We start from the raw sequence: 19228 nt of genomic DNA, 5'->3' as shown, positions 1-19228 counted from the left end.
CGGCCAGGCGGTCCGGCAACGCCCGCCACCGGCTCGCCGACTCCCCCCGGCGCGAGGCTGCGCAGCCGGAGGTCCCCGAACACCGTCTTCGCGTGGACGACGACCAGCGGGGTGCCCGCCAGGCGCTGGACCGGCGCGAGGTCGACCCGCCGGTCACCGAACACGGTCCGGCCGATCAGCTCCGCGTCGACTCCTTCGGCCACGACCACGTCGACGGTGCCGAACACGACGCTGAGGTGCAGGTCGATCCGCTCAGCGTGCGTGCGCAACCCGCGCGGGTCCAGCCGGATGTCGCGTAGGCGGCCTCGGCGCGCCCGCCGAACTCGTCCAGGTCGATCCGGCCCTCGCCGACGGCCGTCTGCAGCTGCGCGACGACCGCTTCGCGGTCGGCGCCCGAGGCCCGCACGGCGAGGCTGGGTGGGGTGGCGTCGTGCTCGCTCACGGACGCCGACGGTAGTCCAGTGACGGTGTGCACGGGAGCGCTCCGGCGCCCTCGCTCACTCCAGCTCGGTGCACGCCATCACCGTGAAGGACTTCACCCGTCCGCCGCAGGTGCTGCCGTACTCCTCGTAGTCCGACAGCGGCGGGGAGTCGTACATCAGGTCGTCGCAGGACTGCAGGTCGCCCTCGAAGCAGGCCCCGGCGTAGGCGTTCAGCGTCTCGTCCGGCCCGAGACCGGTCGGCTCCACCGGGGGGAACTGCTCGACGGCCTCGCCGGGCATGCCGCCGTACCAGCCGCCCATCCCCTCCTCGCCCAGCATGCCGCCGAGCATCGCGTCCATCGACTCCTGGCCGCCCTCGACCATGCCCTCGCGGACGCCCTCGGTGATGCCCGGAGCCAGCTCCTCGCCCATCGCCCGGCCGATGTCCTCGGCAGTGCCGATGAACACCGCGCTCACCAGGAAGGTGGCGGCCACGGCGCCGGCGGCGACCCCGGCCAGCGCCGCACCGGCGACGGCCCGACGGGTACGTCCGGTGACTCCGGCGGGTGCACCCGCTGGGGTCGGGGCGACCGGGCCGGCCGGCTGCCAGGAGGGCGTCGACGTCGCCCAGTCGGGCACCGGCTGCGTACCGGGCGCCGGCCACGCCGTCCCGGGGGCCGGCCAGCTCGGCGGGGTATCCCCGTGCGCGGTCGGCGACGGACCCGGCCCGGGCGTCGTGGGCTGCTGGGACATGGGGCGCTCCTCGGGGCTCGCGCCGTACCGACGCTGTGACGACGGGCGCCTCGGGCGCCCCGACGTCGTGATCGGCGGCCCGCACCGAGGGCGGCACCGACGGGTCGCCCCGGGAGTGTCTAGGGTCCCGTGCGGAGCACTGTCACCATCCACACCACCGGGAGCACAGCGTGGCCCAGCAGAACGGCGCAGCGCAGGACGGCGGGGACTTCCGCATCGAGCACGACTCCATGGGAGAGGTCCGCGTCCCCTCCTGGGCCAAGTGGCGGGCGCAGACCCAGCGCGCCGTCGAGAACTTCCCCATCTCCGGCACCCCGATCGAACGCGAGCTGATCGGCGCGCTGGCCGCCATCAAGGGGGCGGCCGCGGCCGTCAACGCCGATCTCGGCGTCCTCGACCGCGAGATCGCGGGCGCGGTCACCGAGGCCGCCGGCAGCGTGGCAAGGGGCGACTGGGACGACCACTTCCCGATCGACGTCTTCCAGACCGGATCGGGGACCTCGAGCAACATGAACACCAACGAGGTCATCGCCACCCTGGCCACCGAGGCCCTCGGCAAGCCGGTGCACCCGAACGACCACGTCAACGCCTCCCAGTCGTCCAACGACGTCTTCCCCTCGGCGATCCACATCGCCGCCACCCGGGCCGTCGTCGCCACGCTGGTGCCGGCGCTGCAGCACCTGGAGGCCGCCCTGCAGCGGAAGGCCGAGGAGTTCGCGGAGGTCGTGAAGAGCGGCCGCACCCACCTGATGGACGCCACCCCGGTCACCCTGGGCCAGGAGTTCGGCGGCTACGCCGCGGCGGTGCGGTACGGCGTCGAGCGGCTCCAGGCGTCCCTGCCCCGCATCGGCGAACTGCCGCTCGGCGGCACCGCGGTCGGTACCGGCATCAACACCCCGCCCGGCTTCGCCGCCGCGATCATCGAGAAGCTCGCGACGCAGATGGAGCTGCCGCTGTCGGAGGCGCGCGACCACTTCGAGGCGCAGAGCTCCCGCGACTCACTCGTGGAAGCCTCGGGCCAGCTGAAGACCATCGCGGTCGGGCTGATCAAGATCGCCAACGACCTGCGGTGGATGGGCTCGGGCCCTCGCACCGGGCTGGGCGAGATCCAGCTGCCCGACCTGCAGCCGGGCAGCTCGATCATGCCGGGCAAGGTCAACCCGGTGATCCCGGAGGCGGTCATCCAGGTCGGCGCCCAGGTGATCGGCAACGACGCGGCGGTCACCTACGCCGGCACCACCGGCGTCTTCGAGCTCAACGTGACGCTGCCGCTGATGGCCCGCAACGTGCTGGAGTCGATCCGGCTGCTCGCCAACGTCAGCCGGCTGCTGGCCGACCGCTGCGTCGACGGCATCGTCGCCAACGTCGAGCAGTGCCGCGAGTACGCGGAGTCCTCCCCCTCGATCGTGACGCCGCTGAACAAGTACATCGGCTACGAGGAGGCGGCCAAGGTCGCCAAGCAGTCGCTGGCCGAGCAGAAGACGATCCGCCAGGTCGTGGTGGAGCGTGGCTACGTCGAGCAGGGCAAGCTCACCGAGCAGCAGCTCGACGAGGCGCTCGACGTGCTCTCGATGACCCACCCGTGAGCCATCGGCGTGGCGGGGCGGACGGCAAACAGGGCTCCGCCTCGCCACGCCGCGCGACGTCGGGCCGCGATCCGGGCGCGGGGGCGCTAGCGTCGCTCCTGATGACTGAGACACAGAGCGCCGCCGCAGCCGGCTCCGCCGACGTGGCCCTGCGCTACCCCGGTGGAGAACTGCCCCTGCCGCTCAAGCGCGGCACCGAGGGCGCCGACGGCCTCGACACCAGCAAGCTGCTGGCGACGACCGGCAAGGTCGCGCTGGACATCGGCTTCGTGAACACCGCGTCGTGCACCTCGGCGATCACCTACATCGACGGTGACGCCGGGATCCTGCGCTACCGCGGCTACCCGATCGACCAGCTCGCGGGCAAGGCCGGCTTCCTCGAGGTCAGCTACCTGCTGATCTACGGCGAGCTGCCGACCGCCAGCCAGCTCGGCGAGTTCGACCAGCGGATCCGGCGGCACACCCTGCTGCACGAGGACCTCAAGCAGTTCTTCAACGGCTTCCCGCGCGACGCGCACCCGATGCCGGTGCTCTCCTCGGCCGTCAGCGCGCTGTCGACCTTCTACCAGGACTCGCTGGACCCCTTCGACGAGGAGCAGGTCGAGATCTCGACCCTGCGCCTGCTGGCCAAGCTGCCCACCATCGCGGCCTACGCCTACAAGAAGTCGGTCGGCCAGCCGTTCCTGTACCCGGACAACTCCTGCGGGCTGGTCGAGAACTTCCTGCGGATGACCTTCGGCTTCCCGGCCGAGCCCTACGAGCAGGACCCGGACCTGGTCAAGGCGCTGGACATGCTCTTCGTCCTGCACGCCGACCACGAGCAGAACTGCTCGACGTCGACCGTCCGGCTGGTCGGCTCCTCGCACGCCAACCTGTTCGCGTCGGTCTCGGCGGGCATCAACGCGCTGTTCGGGCCGCTGCACGGCGGGGCCAACCAGTCGGTGCTGGAGATGCTCGATGCCATCAAGGCCGACGGCGGGGACATCCCGCGCTTCGTCGAGCGGGTGAAGAACAAGGAGCCCGGCGTCAAGCTCATGGGCTTCGGGCACCGGGTGTACAAGAACTACGACCCGCGCGCAGCCATCGTGAAGTCGACGGCGGACACCGTGCTGGACAAGCTGGGCGGCAACAACGAGCTGCTCGACCTCGCGCGCCAGCTCGAGGAGATCGCGCTGCAGGACGACTTCTTCGTCGAGCGCAAGCTCTACCCGAACGTCGACTTCTACACCGGGCTGATCTACCAGGCGATGGGCTTCCCGACGCGGATGTTCACCGTGCTGTTCGCCCTCGGCCGGCTGCCCGGCTGGATCGCGCAGTGGCGGGAGATGATCGCCGACCCGACCACGAAGATCGGGCGTCCCCGGCAGCTCTACACCGGCGCGACCGAACGGGACTTCGTCCCGCTCGACGCGCGCTGAGGAGGGACCCCGTCCTCCCACCGCTCGCACGCTCGGGGCGGTGCCCTGGACGGGGCCGCCGGGCCGGGTGATCCTCCGGGGTCACCCGGCCCGTTGCGTCCCCGGGCGCGGTCCCTACGGTGGGTGTGCCCCCGTACCCGAGAGGACCCCGCATGGCCGAGCCCCCCGGCGAGGACGTCCTCGTCCTGCCGCCCATGCCCCTGGCCACCGGTCAGCTGCTGGAGCCGGAGGGCGACGGTCCCCCCGTCCGGATCACCAAGCTGGAGTTCGTCATCTCCACCGAGGACGGCGACGAGCTGCGGATCCCGCTCGTGCACCGGCACGGCGCCTGGTGGGCGCCCTGACCGGCCGTCCGCGCCGGGGGTGATCCCCGGCCCGCGCGGCCGGTGCTGAGGGCCGGACGACGGCCGCCCCGCACTTCCCCCGAGGTTCACCCCACTCCGAACGGGGGATCCGTCCGATCCCATTCTTCAAGCACTCCCGACGGCGTGTCGATGGATGTGTGCGAGCTCCTGACCCCTTCGGCCCCAGGAGCCCCATCCGTACCGACGACGACGCCCGGGGGACGCCGTGCCTGCATCGCGTACGCCCACGCGTGCCGCCACCCCCCGCAGGGCGGCCACCCGTTCGGCGCCGGCCCGTGCCGCCACCGGGCGCTCGGCGCCTCGCCGGTCCCCGGCGCACAGCTCGGGCCGTCCGCCCCTGACTCCGGCGGATGCCCAGGCCCTGCGTGAAGCCCTGGCCCTGCGCGAGGCCCTGGCCGTGCGTCCCGGCGTCACCGCCGAGCAGCTGGCTGCCGCCCGTGCGGCCGTGGCCGCCCGTGCCGGTGCCGAGCGCACTCCCCGGAGCGCCGGTACGCGCCCCGCGACCAGCGCGCGCGGGACGGCCGGCTCACGCGGCACGACCCGGGCTCGCACCGCGGCGCGTCGGGCCCCGAGCCGTTCCCGGTCCAGCGATCGCCCCCGCACCCGCTGGTCGACCCGCTTGGGCGTCGTCGCCACCAACGCCCTCCTGCTACCTGCCGTCCTGGTGCTCGTGCTCCCCGGCGCCACCGCGCCCCAGGGCGCCGGTCCGTCGCTGGACCCGACCGCGCTGGCGCTCACCGCCCGCAGCTCCCTCCTCGAGCAGGCTGACCGCTACCACCTGCTGGCCCAGGTCGCCGACCAGCGGCGCACCGAACTCGCGGACGCGCTCGCCGCGGAGCAGACCGCCCGCGACGCACTCGCCGCGCAACAGCTCTCCGTGGGCACCGGCGCGGCGGCGCTCTACCGGGCGACCGCGGCCGCCCGCTACCCGGTGCTCGGGCTGGACACCGACCAGCCGGGCGCCACGTCGGGCGTCCTGTACGCCCAGTCGCTGGCCGACCGGGCCGACCGGGATCTGCAGGGCACCGTGGTCCGGGCCGAGCGCGGCGCCCTCCGGCTGGAGGCCGCCGGACTCCGCGTCTCCGACGCCCGCGCCGCGCTGGCCACGGCGGAGCGGCGCGCGGGCGACGTGCTCCGGACCGTCCGCGCGAAGGTGGCGGACCTGCCCACCGAGATCTCCGGCCGCCTCGCCGGCCTGGCCGCCATCCCGGCGGCCGGAGCGCAACAGCAGCGCAACACGGCCGCGACGCAGCGCTGGCAGGACTACCTGGGACGGCTGGCCGCCGCCGGGATCGAGCCACCTCCCGCGGGCGCTGTCGCCGACCCGGAGCAGCTGCCGGCCGGCATGTCCCCCGCGCTCGATGCCGACGGGCGGCCGATCCCCGGCGTGGCGTGGGCCGTCGTCGGGAACGCGCCGGTCACCGTCCTGCCCGCCGAGACCGTGGCCGCGGTGAGCAACGCGCTGTCCCAGCTCGGCAAGCCCTACGTCGCCGGCACCACCGGGCCGGAGACCTACGACTGCGGCGGGTTCGCCGCCGGCACCTGGCTGCTCGCCGGGTACGCGCTGCCCGCCACCCCCGAGGAGCAGTGGGCGACGGGTGCCGCCGTACCGGTCCGCGACCTCCAGGTGGGCGATCTCGTCTTCTCGCCCAGCCGGCGGGACGTCGGCATCAACCTCGGTGCGGGCGACGTCATCGGCGCGTCCGCCGCGACCTACCAGGTGGGCGTCCGGTCGCTGGCCGCCGACGCCGTCGCCGTGCGGGTCCCCCTCGGGGCCTCCGCCGAGGCCAACCCGGCCCTGCCCACCACCGCGGTCACCGGCGCCTGCGGCGCCCCCCTGCCCGAGCCGGGCCCGGTGCGCCCGGAGTGGGGCGGCTGGGCCAACGGCCACATCCCCGCCCAGGCACTGTGCAAGCTGGCGGTCGCGGGCCACGCGCTGCGCTGCGACGCCGCTGCCTCCTACGCCCGGCTGGACGCGGCCTACGCCGCGGAGTTCGGCACCCCGCTGCGGATCACCGACTCCTACCGGTCCTTCGGCGGCCAGGTGGCGGCGTACTACCGCAAGCCGGCACTGGCCGCCGTGCCCGGCACGTCCAACCACGGCTGGGCGCTGGCGATCGACCTCGGCGGTGGCGTCAACGTCGCCGGCAGCCCGCAGTGGACCTGGATGGCGGCCAACGCCGCGCGCTTCGGGTTCGTGCAGCCCGACTGGGCCGGACCCGGCGGCGAGAAGCCCGAGCCGTGGCACTGGGAGTACGGCTACATCAGCTGAGAGCGGAGCTGATCCAGGGCAGGTCGACGACGCGGTGCCACGGCAGCGTCACGCTCGCCTCGCTGGCCTGACCGGCCAGCCGGCGGGCCACCCCGGGACCGGCGCAGGCGACCGGCCGGTGCGGCGTCACGACCACGTGCATGTCGGGCAACGACAGCCCGGCGGCGGTGATGCGGTGCAGCATCAGGTCGGGCGCGACCAGCGCCGACGACGCGAGGACCGGCGCCCTGGGGTGCGACCACAGCGCCAGCGGCCCCTCCACGCGCAGTTCCAGGGGCACGTCGTGGGCCCGCCCGGTCGCCGCGGAGCGGGTCCGGTGCAGCTCGACGGTCCGGGCGGACGGGGACGGCTCCCACGGGACGGCGATCTCACCGCGCACGACGACCACGGCCCAGCCGACCGCGGTCTGCGCGGCGTCGCACCAGTCGAGGACGGCGATGCCGGTGCCCGCTGCGGCGGCGTCGGTGACCGGACGCCGGGCCACCCAGCTGCGCAGGGCGGCGGCGATGCCGGCCGCCGTGGCCGGTACGCCGGCGCGGCTCATGTCGTCGGCGAGGTCGGTGAGCGGAACACGCAGGGTGTGCTCGTCCTCCTCGACGTGCAGCGCGGTGCCCGCGCCGGGGCGACGGACCAGCGACAGGTGCAGCCCGGGCGCGGCGAGCCGGGGCAGCAACTCGGCGGCGACCTCGTGCAGGTCGGCGACGTCGATCGCGGCGGCCCGGCGACGGTGGAAGAGCCGGCCCGACGGTGCGGTGCCGAAGAGGGTGGTGGTCATCGGGAGCCCCCCACGCCGAGCAGGGTCGGCAGCGGGGCGGGCAGGCCCGGAAGGGTGTGGACGGCGGCCAGCTCGGCCGGGCTGAGCCGGACCGGGAGCACGTCGTCGTCCCAGCCGGTCGCCAGGCGGACCCGGGCGGTCGACGCCGGCCAGACCGCCTCACGAGCGGCGGCCACGTGCAGTTCGGTGAGCACGTCCTCGAGGTGGACGGCGGTCACCGGGTGCATCGAGCGGTCCTCCAGAGCGGCCCGCACCGTCGTGGCCAGCAGCTCGCGGGCGGGTGCGTCGAGCCAGTGCGGCACGAGCGTCGGGGATCCGGCGTCGCCGGCCGGGAGTGCGGTCACCGGGCGACCCCCCGGTACCACGGTCCGGTGGCCTGCCCTGCCCGGTGGGCGTGGCGGCGGATGCTCGGACGTGGCGTCACGTGGTGGATATCGGCAGGCCCGGATCGCGATCGACCCCTCACCGGCCTCTTTTCCGGGATCGGCCCGCAATCCGCGCGTGTCCGCTCCTGGTGCGGGCGTCGCGCCCCACGCGCCACCGGACCGGAGGCGGGCGCGCGGACGGCCGGGAACGGCGTGGTTCCGCACGCTCCCGGACGGGACGACGAGCGGCACCGCGCCGATCCCGGCGAGCGGCTCCGTGGCGACAGGTCAGCCCGTGCGGCAGCGCACCACCGCAGGAGCGGGGGGAAGACCGCACGAGTGAAGGACCGGAGGCTGCCCGCCCCGCTACTCGGCGAGTTCGGCCAGCCGGTGCTTGAGCGCCTTCTCGACCCGGTCGGCGTAGACGTTCATGTTCCGCACCGAGGTGTTGAGGTCGCTCGAGAGCTGGGTCTTGGTCTGCCCACCCCAGGTGGTCAGGTACCAGGTGGCCCAGCCCAGCACGTTGGGCTGACCGGCGCGCTGGTCGGGCCGCGCGGCCGGGTCCGGGGCGCAGGCCGCGGTGAGCGCGTGGGAGAGCAGGGTCTGCTCCGCCTCCCCCATGATCTCGTCGGGCGCCTCGGAGGAGTCCGGCAGGAGGATCTCGGTGGCATCGGGCGCGCCGTCGAGCGACTGCAGGTTGCGCAGGCCGTTGAGCGTGGCCACCGTCTGGGAGTTGCGGCGCAACGTGGCGACGCTCTGGCCCATGTAGGCGGCCAGCTCCTTCTCGGAGGGCCGGCGCTGATACTCGGCCATGAAGGCGGCGATCGCCTTCTGCTGCTTGTGCTCGGTGTCCGCGGCGGTGCGGCCGTGGGCGTTGCGACCCAGGTCGTGCACCCACTTGGACAGCTGGGTGGCCAGGAAGGCGCCGAACGGGACCGACTTGGTCTCGTCGTACTGCGCCACGGCCTTGAGGACCCACTCGAAGACCTGCTGGCCGAGGTCGTCGGGGTCGGGAAGGTGCAGCCGGATCGTGCTCATGTTGCGCTGCAGCCGCTTGAGGCTGACCGGCCCGTAATGCCGGCAGAGGTCGGCGAGGAACTCCGGCGGCAGGTCCCGCGGGGCCCGCCGGCGGACGCCGGTCTCGGCGCGCAGCCCCACGGTCGTGATCCCCTGGCCGGTGCACCACGCCTTGACCCAGTCCGCGAGCACGGCCGCCGAGCCGCACGCACCGTCCACCCGGTAGAGGCCGTCACCCTGGTCGTAGCTGACGGTCACGCCGTCAGGCAGCACCCGGCGGAACTCGTCGAGCGGGAGTTCCCGGTCGACCCGGAAGTGCACCCGGTCGCGGGGGGTGATGGGCGCCAGCGCCCATCCCTCGGCTTCGGGAAGCCCGCCGAACACCAGGGGCTCCCGGCTGCGGATCCGGTCGTCGGGGGTCGGAGGGGTCGGGGACGGAATGCGGTCGGGCATCGGTACTCCTGGGGGCACTACGGGGAAGAAGGGGTGCCGAAAGGGCCGGCGCCGGCGTACCACTCGCCGACGCCGTCAGGCCGGGATGCGCTCCCCGGGACCGGGCAGCCGGGGGGACGGGACGGGCCAGGCCGGCGCCGGGGAGCCGGGCAGCGTGTCCAGGAGGTCGGCCGTCAGGGCATCGGCCCGGGCGGCGCCCGCGGCGGCGTGCTCCAGCAGCGCGGTGGCCGCGGCGCGCTCGGCACCGCTGGGCTCGGCCGTGTAGACCGGCATGTGGTCGTAGAGCGAGGTGAAGATCGCCGACACGAACGCGTAGGCGGCCTGCGCCTGCGGCGAGAACTTGGCGACGGCCGTGCGCGGACCGAGGTCGACGCCGACGGTCACCCGGACCACGCGGTCGTCCTTGCTCAGCCCCGTGACGGCGACGACCACGTCGTCGTGCTCGGCGGCCAGCGCCGCCAGCGCCGCGAGGCACTTGCGGGTCGCGCCGCGGCGCGGCCGCAGCTGCACGTGGACCACCACGGACTCCGGCTCGTCGGCCTGGTCGCCGGCCACCGAAGCGGTGAATGCGTTGCGTGCCATCTTGATCGCCCCCTGTCACTTGCTTGGGGAGAAATCTGCCGCATGCACCCAGCGAACGTGGAACACAACTCGCTGTGTCCGACGCAGTTGTCGGGGGAAAGGTTCGGCAATAGTTGCCCGTGTCGTGGCCGCCTCGAGCGTCGCGGCCGTCAGATTGGCACGGTCTGCCGAGCACCACCCCGGTGCCGCCGTGGAGTTCTGTCAGTCCACTGGGCGCGCCGCCTGCACGGCGTCGTCCTCGGGAGCTCCCGGCCCCTCGACGCCGGCTCCGACGGCCTCGGCCTCGGACAGTGCCGTGGGCGCGAACGCCGCGAGGGCCCCGAGCGTGTCGGCGGTGACCTGCGCGGCGAGGAGGTTGGCCTCCGCGATCTGCCGGTAGACCTCCTCGCGGTGGATGGCGACCTCGCGGGGAGCCTTGAAGCCCAGCCGGACGGTACCGCCGCGGACCTCGACGACATGGATCTCGATGTCGTCGCCGATGCGGATCGTCTCGCCGACGCTGCGGGTGAGTGTGAGCACGGGTACCCCTCCATGGGTGTGTGATGGCCGTCCTGGCGTGCCCACCGCGAGGCGGGCGCTGGCAGCCGCGTACCGACGCGGCCCCTGAGGTTATCGGCGCAGGCGCCGCCGAAGAGGAAGGGTTCCGTCGCTCTGGACGACCTGCCGGGCGCGGCCCGTCGCGGATGCGACGACGACCGGGGCGCGCAGGTTGGCCGTCGCCTCGGCGACGTCGCCGTCGGGCACGCTGACCAGGCAGAACACCCGCGCGTCGGCCACGTCGCCCAGCCCGAGCTCCACCCGGACCGCGGCCGGCACCACGGGCGCGTACTCCGGGAAGAACTCCCGGGCCGGCACCGCGAGGAACCGCGGGCCGTCGACGGCGACCGACTGCAGCCAGAACAGCAGCCCGGCGGTGTCCCCGGCGACCAGGACGTAGTCGTGGTGACGGCGGAACCCCGGCAGCGGCTCGGCGAACGACAGCACCTGGACCGGGGGCGGAGCCGGTGCCGTCGTCGTCGGGTCCACCGCGGGACTGTCGGCGAGGACGGTCATCAGCGCAGGTAGTCCATCAGCGTCGGCGAGATGGCCTTCGCCGTCGCCTGCAGCGCCGCCTGGTAGCCGACCTGCTGCATCTGCAGCCGCATGATCGTGTTCGGCAGGTCCACGTTCTCGACCTCGCCGAGCCGGGTCTCCAGGGACAGTGCGAGGTCGGTGTTGATCTGCTGCTCCCGCTCGACCCGGGCCGCCCGGGCACCGACGTCGGCGACCCCGCCGAGCATCCGCTTCATCGCCGCGTCCAGGTCCACCAGCCCCTGGTCGAGGGAGGCGGGGTCGGTGACGAGGTCATCGGCGATCCGGGCGACCACGGCGAACAGGTCGGCACCGGCCGGCCCGAAGGCCTCCGGACCGGTCAGGTCCACGCGGACCTCCTCGGTGAACGAGACGCGCCGCAGGACGTCGGCCCCCCCGATGCCCTGGAAGGTGCCGGCATCGCTGTACGCCGTGGTGCCGGTGGTCACCCCACCGAAGATGGGGCGCCCCTGGACGGTCGTGTTGGCCAGGCCGAGCAGGCTCTCCCGCAGCGACGCGACCTCCGTGGCCAGCGCCCGCCGGCTGGCCTCGGACGAGTTGCCGGTGCTCGCGCCCTGCACGGTGAGGTCGCGGACCCGCCGGGTGACCTCGAGCATGTTCTGCAGCGTGGAGTCGGTGATCGACAGCCAGCTGTCGGCGTCGGAGATGTTGCGGCCGAACTGCTCGACGGCAGCCTGCTCCGACCGGGTCTGCATCGCCTTGTTCGTGCCGGTCGGCGAGTCGGACGGCGCGTTGATGAGCTTGCCCGAGGTGAGCTGCTGCTGCAGCTTGCCGAAGGCGTCGAGGTTGCGGTTGAGGCCCTGCAGACTCGTGAGGGCGACCGCCTTCTGCGTGATGCGCACTCAGATCACAGCCCCACGCGGCCGGTGCGGTTGATCAGGACGTCGAGCATCTCGTCGATCGCCGTGACCAGCCGCCCCGCGGCCGAGTACGCGTGCTGGAAGGACAGCATGTTGGTCATCTCCTCGTCGAGGTTGACCCCGGCCACGGACTCCCGGGCGGCGTCCACCTGCCCGGTGATGACCGACTGGATGCCGAGGTTGCGCTGCGAGACCGCCGACTGGACACCCAGCTCGACGATCATCTTGCGGTAGGCCGCGTCCGGCGAGGTCACACCGTTGCCCAGCTGGGACAGCTTGTCGGCGTTGCCGCGGTCGAGGTTCGGGGTACCGGGGCCGACGGACGATGCCGCGATCTTCTGCGGGTCGGTGAGGGCCACGGTGATGGACGACGCCGTCAGCGGCCCGCCCGAGGAGCCGATCAGCGCGCCGCCCGGCAGGCCGTCGAGGTCGTAGCCCTCGGCGTGCGCGGTGTTCAGCGCGGTGGCCAGCGACGAGGCGACGCCGTCGAGCTCGGCCCGGTAGGTGGGAAGGACCGAGTTCAACGCATGCAGCTGCCCTCCGGCGGTGCCGCCGACAGTGACCGGGAGCCCTCCGGTGGCGGTCACGACGCGCAGCGGGTCGCCGGCGGTGCCGGTGGGGTCGATCGTGCCCTGGACCGCGAGCTTCGACGCGGCCCCGCCGGAGACGAGCGTGACGCTGCCGACGACCACGTCGACGACGCCACCGTCCCGCGGCCGCACCGACACACCCACCTGGTCGGCGAGCTTCATGACCAGCAGGTCGCGCTGGTCGGTGAGGTCGTTGGCCGGCAGACCGCTCTGCGAGGCGCGCAGGATCGCGGTGTTCAGGCGGGCGATCGTCTCGGCTGCCGCGTTGACGTCGTCGACGAGGACGCCGAGGTTCTCGCGGGTCTGCTGCCACTGTCCGTCCAGCTGCGCGCTGCTGAAGTGCAGGCCGCCGACGAGCGTCTCGAGCCGCTTGAGCACCTGCCCGCGGGCGGCCGGGTCCTCCGGCCTGTTGGCCACGTCCTGCCAGCCGCGCCACATGTCGGCCATGAGGTTCTGCAGGCCGGTGGTACCGGGCTCGCGGAACGCCTGCTCGACCAGCTCGAAGGCGTCGGTCTCGGCGGTCAGCTGCGCGCTGTTGGCGTGCTCGGTGTGTCCGCGGCCCTCGAGGAACGTGTCGCGGATCCGCGTCACCTCGTCGGCGTTGACGCCGCCACCGATACCGCTGCTCGTGGAGTAGAACGCCGGGACGGCGCCGCCACCGATGGCCCGCATGTCGACGCGCTGGCGGGAGTACCCGTCGGTGTTGACGTTCGAGATGTTCTGACCGGTGACGTCGAGCGCCCGGCGCTGCGCCCACAGGGACGTGGTCGCCGTGTTGAGAAGGCTGAAGGTGCTCATCGCTGCTCCGCAACGCTGCTCCGCAGGGGAACCGGATGCCTCCGGCGTTCCTGCACGGGAAAGGATCCGGACGCCGTCGGCGGGTTCATCGTCAGAGTGCTCCGTCCAGGGTGACCGCGCGGTGCGTGCCGTCGGAGTGCCGACCGGTCGCCCCGTACGTGCCGGCCGACGATGCCCGGGTCTGCAGGAGCGCATCCCCGATGGCGGACAGGCCGCCCTCGATCAGCTCCCGGTTGGCGTCGGACAGGCTGCGCAGGTCGGTGATCAGCACCAGGAGCGCCTCGTGGTGCTGGGCGAGGAGGTCGTTCCACGGCGCGGGCGCCACGTCGGCCACCTGGCGCAGGGAAGGGTCGGCCGCCAGGCCGAGCTTGACGGCGATCGCCTCGGTAGCCGCGGATCGCTCCACCTCGAGGGTGCGCAGCTGGTCGAGGATGACCTCGATCTCGTGCGCGATGCGCGCCAGCCAGCGGGTCTTGCCGGTGAGGATCAGGTACTGCTTCTCCTCGGCCTTGAACAGCAGCAGGTCCAGGAGCTCCTGCTCCCGCCACAGCAACGTCGACAGGTGCTGGTAGTCCACGTGTCCACCGCCTTCCGTCGTCTCGCTCGTCGCCCTGCGGTCGGCCGTGGCCCGAGGGCCCAGGCCGGAACCGCCGTCGCAGCTGCCATCGGCACCGGCCCGGAGCGGGTCAAGCCGAAGCGCGGAACTGGGGCTCGAGTTCCGATGGAGATCTGCCGACGGGCGGTGCCGAACCGGCCAGGGGCCGCCGAGAGATACGGACGTGACCCCAGTCCGTTCCCTCGCGACCGAGCGTTCCCTGCGTGACCGGTCCGCGCACGACCGGCCGCTGCACGAACGACCCCAGAACGGCCGGGTGCCCAACCCGGTCAAGGGCCGGTCCCCGCGGGAGGTGGATGCGCTCGTGACCGAGCACCTCCCGCTCGCCGCCTTCGCCGTCAACGCGGTGGCCTCCCGCATCTCGCTGCCCAGCCACGTCAGCCGCGAGGACCTGCTGTCCTGCGCGCACGTGGCCCTCGTCGAGGTCGCCCGCCGGTTCGATCCGGCTGCGGGGGCATCGTTCGCGACCTACGCCCTGGCCCGCCTCCAGGGAGCCGTGCTCGACGAGCTGCGCTCCGGGGACTGGGCCAGCCGATCGGTGCGGGCCGCGGCCCGGCGCACCGACGCCGCCGCCGACGCGCTCACCATCAGCCTGGGCCGGCCGCCCACCCGGGAAGAGCTGGCCACCAGCCTCGGCATCGCCCGCAGCGAGCTCGACCACCTCCAGGTGGACGTCCACCGCGCGGTGATGGTCAGCATCGACGCGGAGGCCGGACCCGACGGCACCTCCCTCGACCTCCCGGACACCGGCGAATCCCCCGAACGCGCGGTGCTGCGCGGCGAGCGCGCCCGGCACCTGCACGAGGCCATCCGTGCGCTGCCCGACCGGCTGGACGAGGTCATCGAGCGCAATTTCTTCGGTGATGAATCCCTGACCGACATCGCGGAGGACCTCGGGGTCACCCTCTCCCGCGTCTCGCAGATGCGGGCGCGGGCCCTGACTCTCCTGCACGCGGCGATGAGCGAGGTGTGGGACGGCCGGGCCGTCGCACCGGACGGTGGCGTCCGTGCGCGCAACCAGCAGCTGGCCTACGTCGCCCGGGTGGCCGGCCGCAACGGGACACCGGCCGCTCAGCAGCGCACCGCCTGGTCGACCGCACCCGACGGCGCCGCCAGGACCGCCTGATCCCCCGTCCGGAAAGAATCTGTCCGCTCGACTCAAGACCCCCCGGCCACCGGCCGAAGACCTTTCATGTACGGCCCGCAGCACGGATGCAGCGGGAAGACCGAGTACGACCCCGTCCAAGGAGGAACATCATGGGTCTGCGCATCAACCAGAACATCGCGGCGCTCAACGCTCACCGCAACCTGTCCATCACGGACACCCAGATGAGCAAGTCGCTGGAGAAGCTCTCCTCCGGCTTCCGGATCAACCGCGCCGCCGACGACGCGGCCGGCCTGGCGATCTCCGAGGGCCTGCGCTCGCAGGTCGGCGGGCTCAAGGTCGCCGTGCGCAACGCCCAGGACGGTGTTTCTGTCGTCCAGACGGCGGAAGGTGCCCTCACCGAGGTTCACGCCATCCTGCAGCGCGTGCGTGACCTCACCGTGCAGGCCTCCAACACGGGTGCGGTCAGCCCGGAGGCTGCGGGCTACATCGGCAAGGAGATCACCGAGCTCGGTGCGGCGCTCGGCGATATCGCCTCGCGTACCGACTTCAACGGGACCAAGCTGCTCCAGGGCGACGGTGCCGGCGGCGCGCTCGCGCTGAGCTTCCAGACCGGTGCCAACGGCGGCGAGACCGTCACGGTCAACATCGAGGACATGACGGCGGTCGCTGCCGCCATCACGGCTGTGGGCACCAGCGTGACCGGTGACGGCACGACGGCGTACGCCAACTCCACCGCCGACCTGGCCAGCATCGACGGCCAGATCAAGACGGTGTCGTCGGCTCGCGCCACCCTCGGCGCCTCGCAGAACCGGTTCGAGAGCACCATCAACTCGCTCAACGTCGCGGTGGAGAACCTCTCCGCGTCGGAGAGCCGGATCCGTGACGCCGACATGGCGCAGGAAATGGTCGGGTTCACCCGGGCCCAGATCCTGTCCCAGGCCGGCACCGCGATGCTCGCGCAGGCCAACCAGGCCTCGCAGGGCGTCCTCTCGCTGCTCCGCTGATCCCGATCGGCTGAGTAGCTGAGGGCACCGTTCCTCAGCACCACCCCGGGTGAGGGGGGAGGCCCTCGGGCCTCCCCCCTCACTCACTTACCTCCACGCCCCGCCACCACCGTCCCGTCGACGCCCAGGAGCAGATGACATGACGATGAGCATGAGCATGGGTCTGGTCTCCGGGATGGACACCGGGTCGCTGGTCACCCAACTGCTGGCCGTCGAGGCAGCCCCGCAGAGGGCGCTCAAGGACCGGCTCTCGCTCGCCGAGAACACCGCCGGTGCCTACCGCAAGCTCAACTCCTCGCTGCAGTCCCTGAGCGCCTCGGCGCAGACGCTGCTCAAGCCGGAGACGTGGACCAGCGCCAAGGGCACCAGCTCCGCCGGCAGCGTGGCCATCACCGCAGGCGCGACCGCCTCCCCCGGTTCGCTGACCTTCACCGTCGCGTCGGTCGCGGCCACGCACTCCACGGTGAGCACCCCCCGCTGGACCTCGACGACGACGGCAGCGAACATCACCGACATCGAGGTGAAGAGCCTCGACGGCACGACCAGCAAGGGCATCATCACCCTCGACGGCACGGAGTCACTGGACCAGGTCGCCGCCAAGATCAACGCCCGCAGCGATCTCGGCCTCGTGGCCTCCGTAGTACAGACCAGCGCCAACGAGTTCGCCCTCCAGATCAACGCCGCGACCTCGGGCAAGGACGCGGCCTTTTCCCTTGCCGGGACCACGACCTTCAAGGCCACGACCGTCGGCCAGAACGCCGAACTCAAGGTCGGCACGACCGCCGACGCCTACTCGGTCACCTCCGCCAGCAACGTGTTCGAAGGCGTCCTCAGCGGGTCCACGATCACGGTGAGCACGGTGGAGACCACACCCGTCACCGTCAGCGTCGTCGCCGACCCCGAGGCCGTCACCGGCAAGGTCTCCGCGTTCATCGATGCGGTGAACGCGACGCTGAAGGAGATCAAGTCCTCCGCCGACAACGCCCCCGGGAGCCGGGCCGTATTGCGTGGCGAGTACGCGGTCACAGCGATCAGCGGGCGACTCCTCGACGCCGTCGCCCGGGCCGTCGGCGCGAACGGCTCCCCCGCCCAGATCGGCATCGAGCTCACCCGCGAGGGCACGGTCACCTTCGACGAGGAAAAGTTCACTTCAGCCCTGAAGGACAACCCCTCTCTGGCGCGGGCTCTCCTCGCGGGAACCCCCGCCGGCAAGGATGCAAACGGCGGCGACGTGGCCGCTGTCCCCGGAATTGCCGAGCGACTGCGGACGGTCGCCGACATCGCGTCGGACACCACGACCGGCACGTTGACCTCGCTCGCCAAGGGCCAGGATTCAATGGCCCGCGACATCCAGGACCGCATCGCCGACTGGGACATCCGACTGGCCAACCGCAAGCTGGCGCTGACCCGCCAGTTCACCGCCATGGAGACGGCGCTGAGCTCGCTGCAGAATCAATCCAACTGGTTGGCCGGCCAGCTCGGCTCGCTGCCCTCGGCCTGATGACCGCCCCATCCGCACACCTTCTCGCTCCAGGAGCCGTTTCCCGATGAGTGCCGCCTCCCTCCGCGCCCGCTACCTCGGTGACACCGTCGCCACGAGTTCGCCCCAGCAGATCCTGGTGATGCTGTACGACCGGCTGGCCCTCGACCTCCAGCGCGCCCAGGAGGCGGTCGCCGGCGGGGATCGGTCTCGTGGGAACGACGAACTCCAGCACGCCCAGGCGATCGTGATGGAGCTGCTCTCCAGCCTGCGGGTAGACGCCTGGGAGGGCGGCCCCCGGCTGGCGGGTCTCTACAACTGGCTGCTCGGGGAGCTCGTGCAGGCCAATCTCAAGCAGGACGCCAACCGGATCGCCTCCTGCCGCCAGGTCGTGGAGCCGCTGCGCGACGCCTGGCGCCAGGCCGCCATGTCCATGGCCGGCTCGGTCTCATGAGCGGCATCCCGCCGGTGGCCGGCTCGGCCACCGCGGGCTTCGGCCACAACCCCTACCCGGGCGGGGGCACGGCTGCCGACGAACACGACCGCCGGCGATCGACAGCGAACTGGCAGCGGGCCCTCGACGAGCTCGAGGGCGACGTGCTGGAGGCCCAGTCTGCACTTGCCCGTGGCCGAGCCGAGGAGATCGCCGCCTGGGGCCGACGCACCGAGGACTGGGTGCCGCCGGCGGACCTCGGCCCGATCCCGACCGACCTGCGGGAGCGCGCCGCCCAGCTGCTGCAGCACCAGCTCGCCGTCGCGGAACAGCTGGTCGAGCGGATCCTGCAGTCGCAACGTCAGCGCGACGTCGCCGCCCGCATGTCCTACGCGCCCAGCCGGCCTGTCGCCTCCTTCGTCGACCGAGCCCTGTAGAGACGTCCCCGGCTCCTGCGCTCCCGGCCTCCGTCACGGAGGACCGGGAGCGCTGTCGTTTCCGGCTGGCACGAGCTCGGAGCTCCCACCGCTCCGTCGTCCTCACCCTGAGGTCGCCGTCCTCACGGTGCAGCGCGAGGACGGCGACCCGACGGTGCGGATGGCGGGCGTCTGCCGCCGCCGCATCCGCAGGGCGACGCCCTCCGTCCCGGTCGGCCAGGACACGGCGAGGTCACCGCTGGTCACATCCGCCACGGTCACCCCATCCGGTCGCTGCCGTCCCTCGTGTGGCGGACCTGCGGTCAGGCCTCGGCGCCTCGGTGCCGATGACGTGTCTGCACGGAGAGCACCACCTTCGCCACGGATCGGCGGCCCCGCACTCGCTCGCGAGTGCTCTTCCGCCTACCCCGGAGGTCGATCGTGTCCTGCTCCACCCGTCGGCGAGCCGCCCGATGATCGGCGACTCCACGATGTCGGTCCTGCATTCGGCCCTCGCGGGCCTCGCGCAGCGGCAACGCGTCACCGCCGACAACATCGCGAACGTCAACACGCCCGGCTTCCTGGCCGGGCGGACGGACTTCGAGACGTCGCTGCGCGGCGCGGTGCGGAGCGGATCGACGCCGGCGATCTCCGGCGGCACCACCCTCCGCTCACTGGAGCCGACCAACACCAACGGCAACAACGTCAACCTCGATGCGGAGACGGTCATCGCCACCGAGACCGGGCTGCGCTACCAGCTGGCACTCAACGCGCTCGACGGGAAGTACAACTCGATGCGCACGGCCCTGAGGACGTCCTGACC

At 72.7% G+C, this 19228-nt stretch carries 21 protein-coding genes; 10 read left to right on the top strand and 11 right to left on the bottom strand.

Translation table 11 applies throughout. From position 1 onward, the window contains the following. Nucleotides 1-175: 175 nt before the first annotated feature. Both BLASA_RS25770 and BLASA_RS03980 read right to left on the bottom strand, forming a co-directional pair. On the bottom strand, nucleotides 176-442 hold the full coding sequence (locus tag BLASA_RS25770; RefSeq protein ID WP_014374725.1) for a DUF1707 SHOCT-like domain-containing protein: 267 nt from the start codon (nucleotides 440-442) through the stop codon (nucleotides 176-178). A 55-nt stretch (nucleotides 443-497) separates the two neighbouring features. Continuing rightward, on the bottom strand, nucleotides 498-1175 hold the full coding sequence (locus BLASA_RS03980) for a hypothetical protein (protein ID WP_014374724.1): 678 nt from the start codon (nucleotides 1173-1175) through the stop codon (nucleotides 498-500). Nucleotides 1176-1345: 170 nt separating this feature from the next. Between BLASA_RS03980 and BLASA_RS03975 the strand changes: the two genes are divergently transcribed. From BLASA_RS03975 to BLASA_RS03960, 4 genes are all read left to right on the top strand, one after another. Continuing rightward, nucleotides 1346-2761, top strand: a complete 1416-nt coding sequence (locus tag BLASA_RS03975) for a class II fumarate hydratase (protein WP_014374723.1) — start codon at nucleotides 1346-1348, stop codon at nucleotides 2759-2761. A 101-nt stretch (nucleotides 2762-2862) separates the two neighbouring features. Next, on the top strand, nucleotides 2863-4179 hold the full coding sequence (locus tag BLASA_RS03970) for a citrate synthase (RefSeq protein ID WP_014374722.1): 1317 nt from the start codon (nucleotides 2863-2865) through the stop codon (nucleotides 4177-4179). 152 nt (nucleotides 4180-4331) lie between these two features. Then, nucleotides 4332-4523 carry a hypothetical protein gene (locus BLASA_RS03965; protein WP_014374721.1) on the top strand — a complete coding sequence of 64 codons (192 nt, stop codon included), beginning with the start codon at nucleotides 4332-4334 and terminating at the stop codon, nucleotides 4521-4523. 640 nt (nucleotides 4524-5163) lie between these two features. Further along, the gene (locus BLASA_RS03960; protein WP_014374720.1) at nucleotides 5164-6816 is read left to right on the top strand and encodes an NlpC/P60 family protein; all 1653 of its coding nucleotides are present in this window, start codon (nucleotides 5164-5166) and stop codon (nucleotides 6814-6816) included. Here the strand turns inward: BLASA_RS03960 and BLASA_RS03955 are convergent. The 9 genes from BLASA_RS03955 to BLASA_RS25765 all read right to left on the bottom strand — a co-directional run bounded on the left by BLASA_RS03955 (nucleotide 6809) and on the right by BLASA_RS25765 (nucleotide 13925). After that, complete coding sequence (locus BLASA_RS03955; protein ID WP_014374719.1) at nucleotides 6809-7591, bottom strand: hypothetical protein; 783 nt, start codon at nucleotides 7589-7591, stop codon at nucleotides 6809-6811. The genes BLASA_RS03960 and BLASA_RS03955 overlap by 8 nt on opposite strands. After that, a complete protein-coding gene (locus BLASA_RS03950; RefSeq protein ID WP_014374718.1) occupies nucleotides 7588-7935 on the bottom strand; it encodes a hypothetical protein in 348 nt (115 codons plus the stop codon). The genes BLASA_RS03955 and BLASA_RS03950 overlap by 4 nt, the downstream gene beginning before the upstream one ends. A 387-nt stretch (nucleotides 7936-8322) precedes the next feature. Then, the gene (locus BLASA_RS03945; protein ID WP_014374717.1) at nucleotides 8323-9426 is read right to left on the bottom strand and encodes a hypothetical protein; all 1104 of its coding nucleotides are present in this window, start codon (nucleotides 9424-9426) and stop codon (nucleotides 8323-8325) included. A gap of 75 nt (nucleotides 9427-9501) precedes the next feature. Next, nucleotides 9502-10008: a hypothetical protein gene (locus tag BLASA_RS03940; protein ID WP_014374716.1), complete on the bottom strand. Its 507-nt coding sequence runs from the start codon at nucleotides 10006-10008 to the stop codon at nucleotides 9502-9504. A gap of 201 nt (nucleotides 10009-10209) precedes the next feature. Beyond that, a complete protein-coding gene (csrA, locus tag BLASA_RS26195; protein ID WP_014374715.1) occupies nucleotides 10210-10527 on the bottom strand; it encodes a carbon storage regulator CsrA in 318 nt (105 codons plus the stop codon). 90 nt (nucleotides 10528-10617) lie between these two features. Beyond that, a complete protein-coding gene (gene fliW, locus BLASA_RS03930; RefSeq protein WP_014374714.1) occupies nucleotides 10618-11061 on the bottom strand; it encodes a flagellar assembly protein FliW in 444 nt (147 codons plus the stop codon). Continuing rightward, a complete protein-coding gene (gene flgL / locus BLASA_RS03925; RefSeq protein WP_014374713.1) occupies nucleotides 11061-11942 on the bottom strand; it encodes a flagellar hook-associated protein FlgL in 882 nt (293 codons plus the stop codon). Before flgL ends, fliW begins: the two co-directional genes overlap by 1 nt. A gap of 5 nt (nucleotides 11943-11947) precedes the next feature. Beyond that, on the bottom strand, nucleotides 11948-13348 hold the full coding sequence (gene flgK, locus BLASA_RS03920) for a flagellar hook-associated protein FlgK (protein WP_014374712.1): 1401 nt from the start codon (nucleotides 13346-13348) through the stop codon (nucleotides 11948-11950). Between the two features lie 91 nt (nucleotides 13349-13439). Then, the gene (locus BLASA_RS25765) at nucleotides 13440-13925 is read right to left on the bottom strand and encodes a flagellar protein FlgN (RefSeq protein WP_014374711.1); all 486 of its coding nucleotides are present in this window, start codon (nucleotides 13923-13925) and stop codon (nucleotides 13440-13442) included. Between the two features lie 202 nt (nucleotides 13926-14127). Here BLASA_RS25765 and BLASA_RS03910 point away from each other — a divergent pair, with 202 nt between their 5' ends. The 6 genes from BLASA_RS03910 to BLASA_RS03885 all read left to right on the top strand — a co-directional run bounded on the left by BLASA_RS03910 (nucleotide 14128) and on the right by BLASA_RS03885 (nucleotide 19226). Next, nucleotides 14128-15090: a sigma-70 family RNA polymerase sigma factor gene (locus BLASA_RS03910; RefSeq protein WP_014374710.1), complete on the top strand. Its 963-nt coding sequence runs from the start codon at nucleotides 14128-14130 to the stop codon at nucleotides 15088-15090. A 131-nt stretch (nucleotides 15091-15221) separates the two neighbouring features. After that, nucleotides 15222-16076, top strand: a complete 855-nt coding sequence (locus BLASA_RS03905; protein ID WP_014374709.1) for a flagellin — start codon at nucleotides 15222-15224, stop codon at nucleotides 16074-16076. 139 nt (nucleotides 16077-16215) lie between these two features. Continuing rightward, entirely contained in the window at nucleotides 16216-17577 is a 1362-nt protein-coding gene (gene fliD, locus BLASA_RS03900; RefSeq protein WP_014374708.1) for a flagellar filament capping protein FliD, read from the top strand. Nucleotides 17578-17623: 46 nt separating this feature from the next. Further along, nucleotides 17624-18010: a flagellar export chaperone FliS gene (gene fliS / locus BLASA_RS03895; protein WP_014374707.1), complete on the top strand. Its 387-nt coding sequence runs from the start codon at nucleotides 17624-17626 to the stop codon at nucleotides 18008-18010. After that, nucleotides 18007-18426: a hypothetical protein gene (locus BLASA_RS03890; RefSeq protein ID WP_014374706.1), complete on the top strand. Its 420-nt coding sequence runs from the start codon at nucleotides 18007-18009 to the stop codon at nucleotides 18424-18426. The genes fliS and BLASA_RS03890 overlap by 4 nt, the downstream gene beginning before the upstream one ends. A gap of 452 nt (nucleotides 18427-18878) precedes the next feature. Further along, a complete protein-coding gene (locus BLASA_RS03885) occupies nucleotides 18879-19226 on the top strand; it encodes a flagellar basal body rod protein FlgB (protein ID WP_014374705.1) in 348 nt (115 codons plus the stop codon). The last annotated feature ends 2 nt before the right edge of the window (nucleotides 19227-19228 follow it).

Origin of the sequence: Blastococcus saxobsidens DD2, assembly GCF_000284015.1 — a bacterium.
GTDB lineage: Bacteria > Actinomycetota > Actinomycetes > Mycobacteriales > Geodermatophilaceae > Blastococcus > Blastococcus saxobsidens_A.
This window is presented reverse-complemented; position numbering and strand designations above follow the sequence as displayed.

Bases quoted from the DNA above. Each gene is read 5' to 3' on its own strand.
- BLASA_RS03940 (WP_014374716.1), bottom strand. From the start codon at position 10,008: ATGGCACGCAACGCATTCACCGCTTCGGTGGCCGGCGACCAGGCCGAC.
- fliD (WP_014374708.1), top strand. From the start codon at position 16,216: ATGACGATGAGCATGAGCATGGGTCTGGTCTCCGGGATGGACACCGGG.
- BLASA_RS03885 (WP_014374705.1), top strand. From the start codon at position 18,879: ATGATCGGCGACTCCACGATGTCGGTCCTGCATTCGGCCCTCGCGGGC.
- BLASA_RS03980 (WP_014374724.1), bottom strand. From the start codon at position 1,175: ATGTCCCAGCAGCCCACGACGCCCGGGCCGGGTCCGTCGCCGACCGCG.
- BLASA_RS03970 (WP_014374722.1), top strand. From the start codon at position 2,863: ATGACTGAGACACAGAGCGCCGCCGCAGCCGGCTCCGCCGACGTGGCC.
- BLASA_RS03965 (WP_014374721.1), top strand. From the start codon at position 4,332: ATGGCCGAGCCCCCCGGCGAGGACGTCCTCGTCCTGCCGCCCATGCCC.
- fliS (WP_014374707.1), top strand. From the start codon at position 17,624: ATGAGTGCCGCCTCCCTCCGCGCCCGCTACCTCGGTGACACCGTCGCC.
- BLASA_RS03890 (WP_014374706.1), top strand. From the start codon at position 18,007: ATGAGCGGCATCCCGCCGGTGGCCGGCTCGGCCACCGCGGGCTTCGGC.
- BLASA_RS03905 (WP_014374709.1), top strand. From the start codon at position 15,222: ATGGGTCTGCGCATCAACCAGAACATCGCGGCGCTCAACGCTCACCGC.
- BLASA_RS03955 (WP_014374719.1), bottom strand. From the start codon at position 7,591: ATGACCACCACCCTCTTCGGCACCGCACCGTCGGGCCGGCTCTTCCAC.
- BLASA_RS03945 (WP_014374717.1), bottom strand. From the start codon at position 9,426: ATGCCCGACCGCATTCCGTCCCCGACCCCTCCGACCCCCGACGACCGG.
- flgK (WP_014374712.1), bottom strand. From the start codon at position 13,348: ATGAGCACCTTCAGCCTTCTCAACACGGCGACCACGTCCCTGTGGGCG.
- fliW (WP_014374714.1), bottom strand. From the start codon at position 11,061: ATGACCGTCCTCGCCGACAGTCCCGCGGTGGACCCGACGACGACGGCA.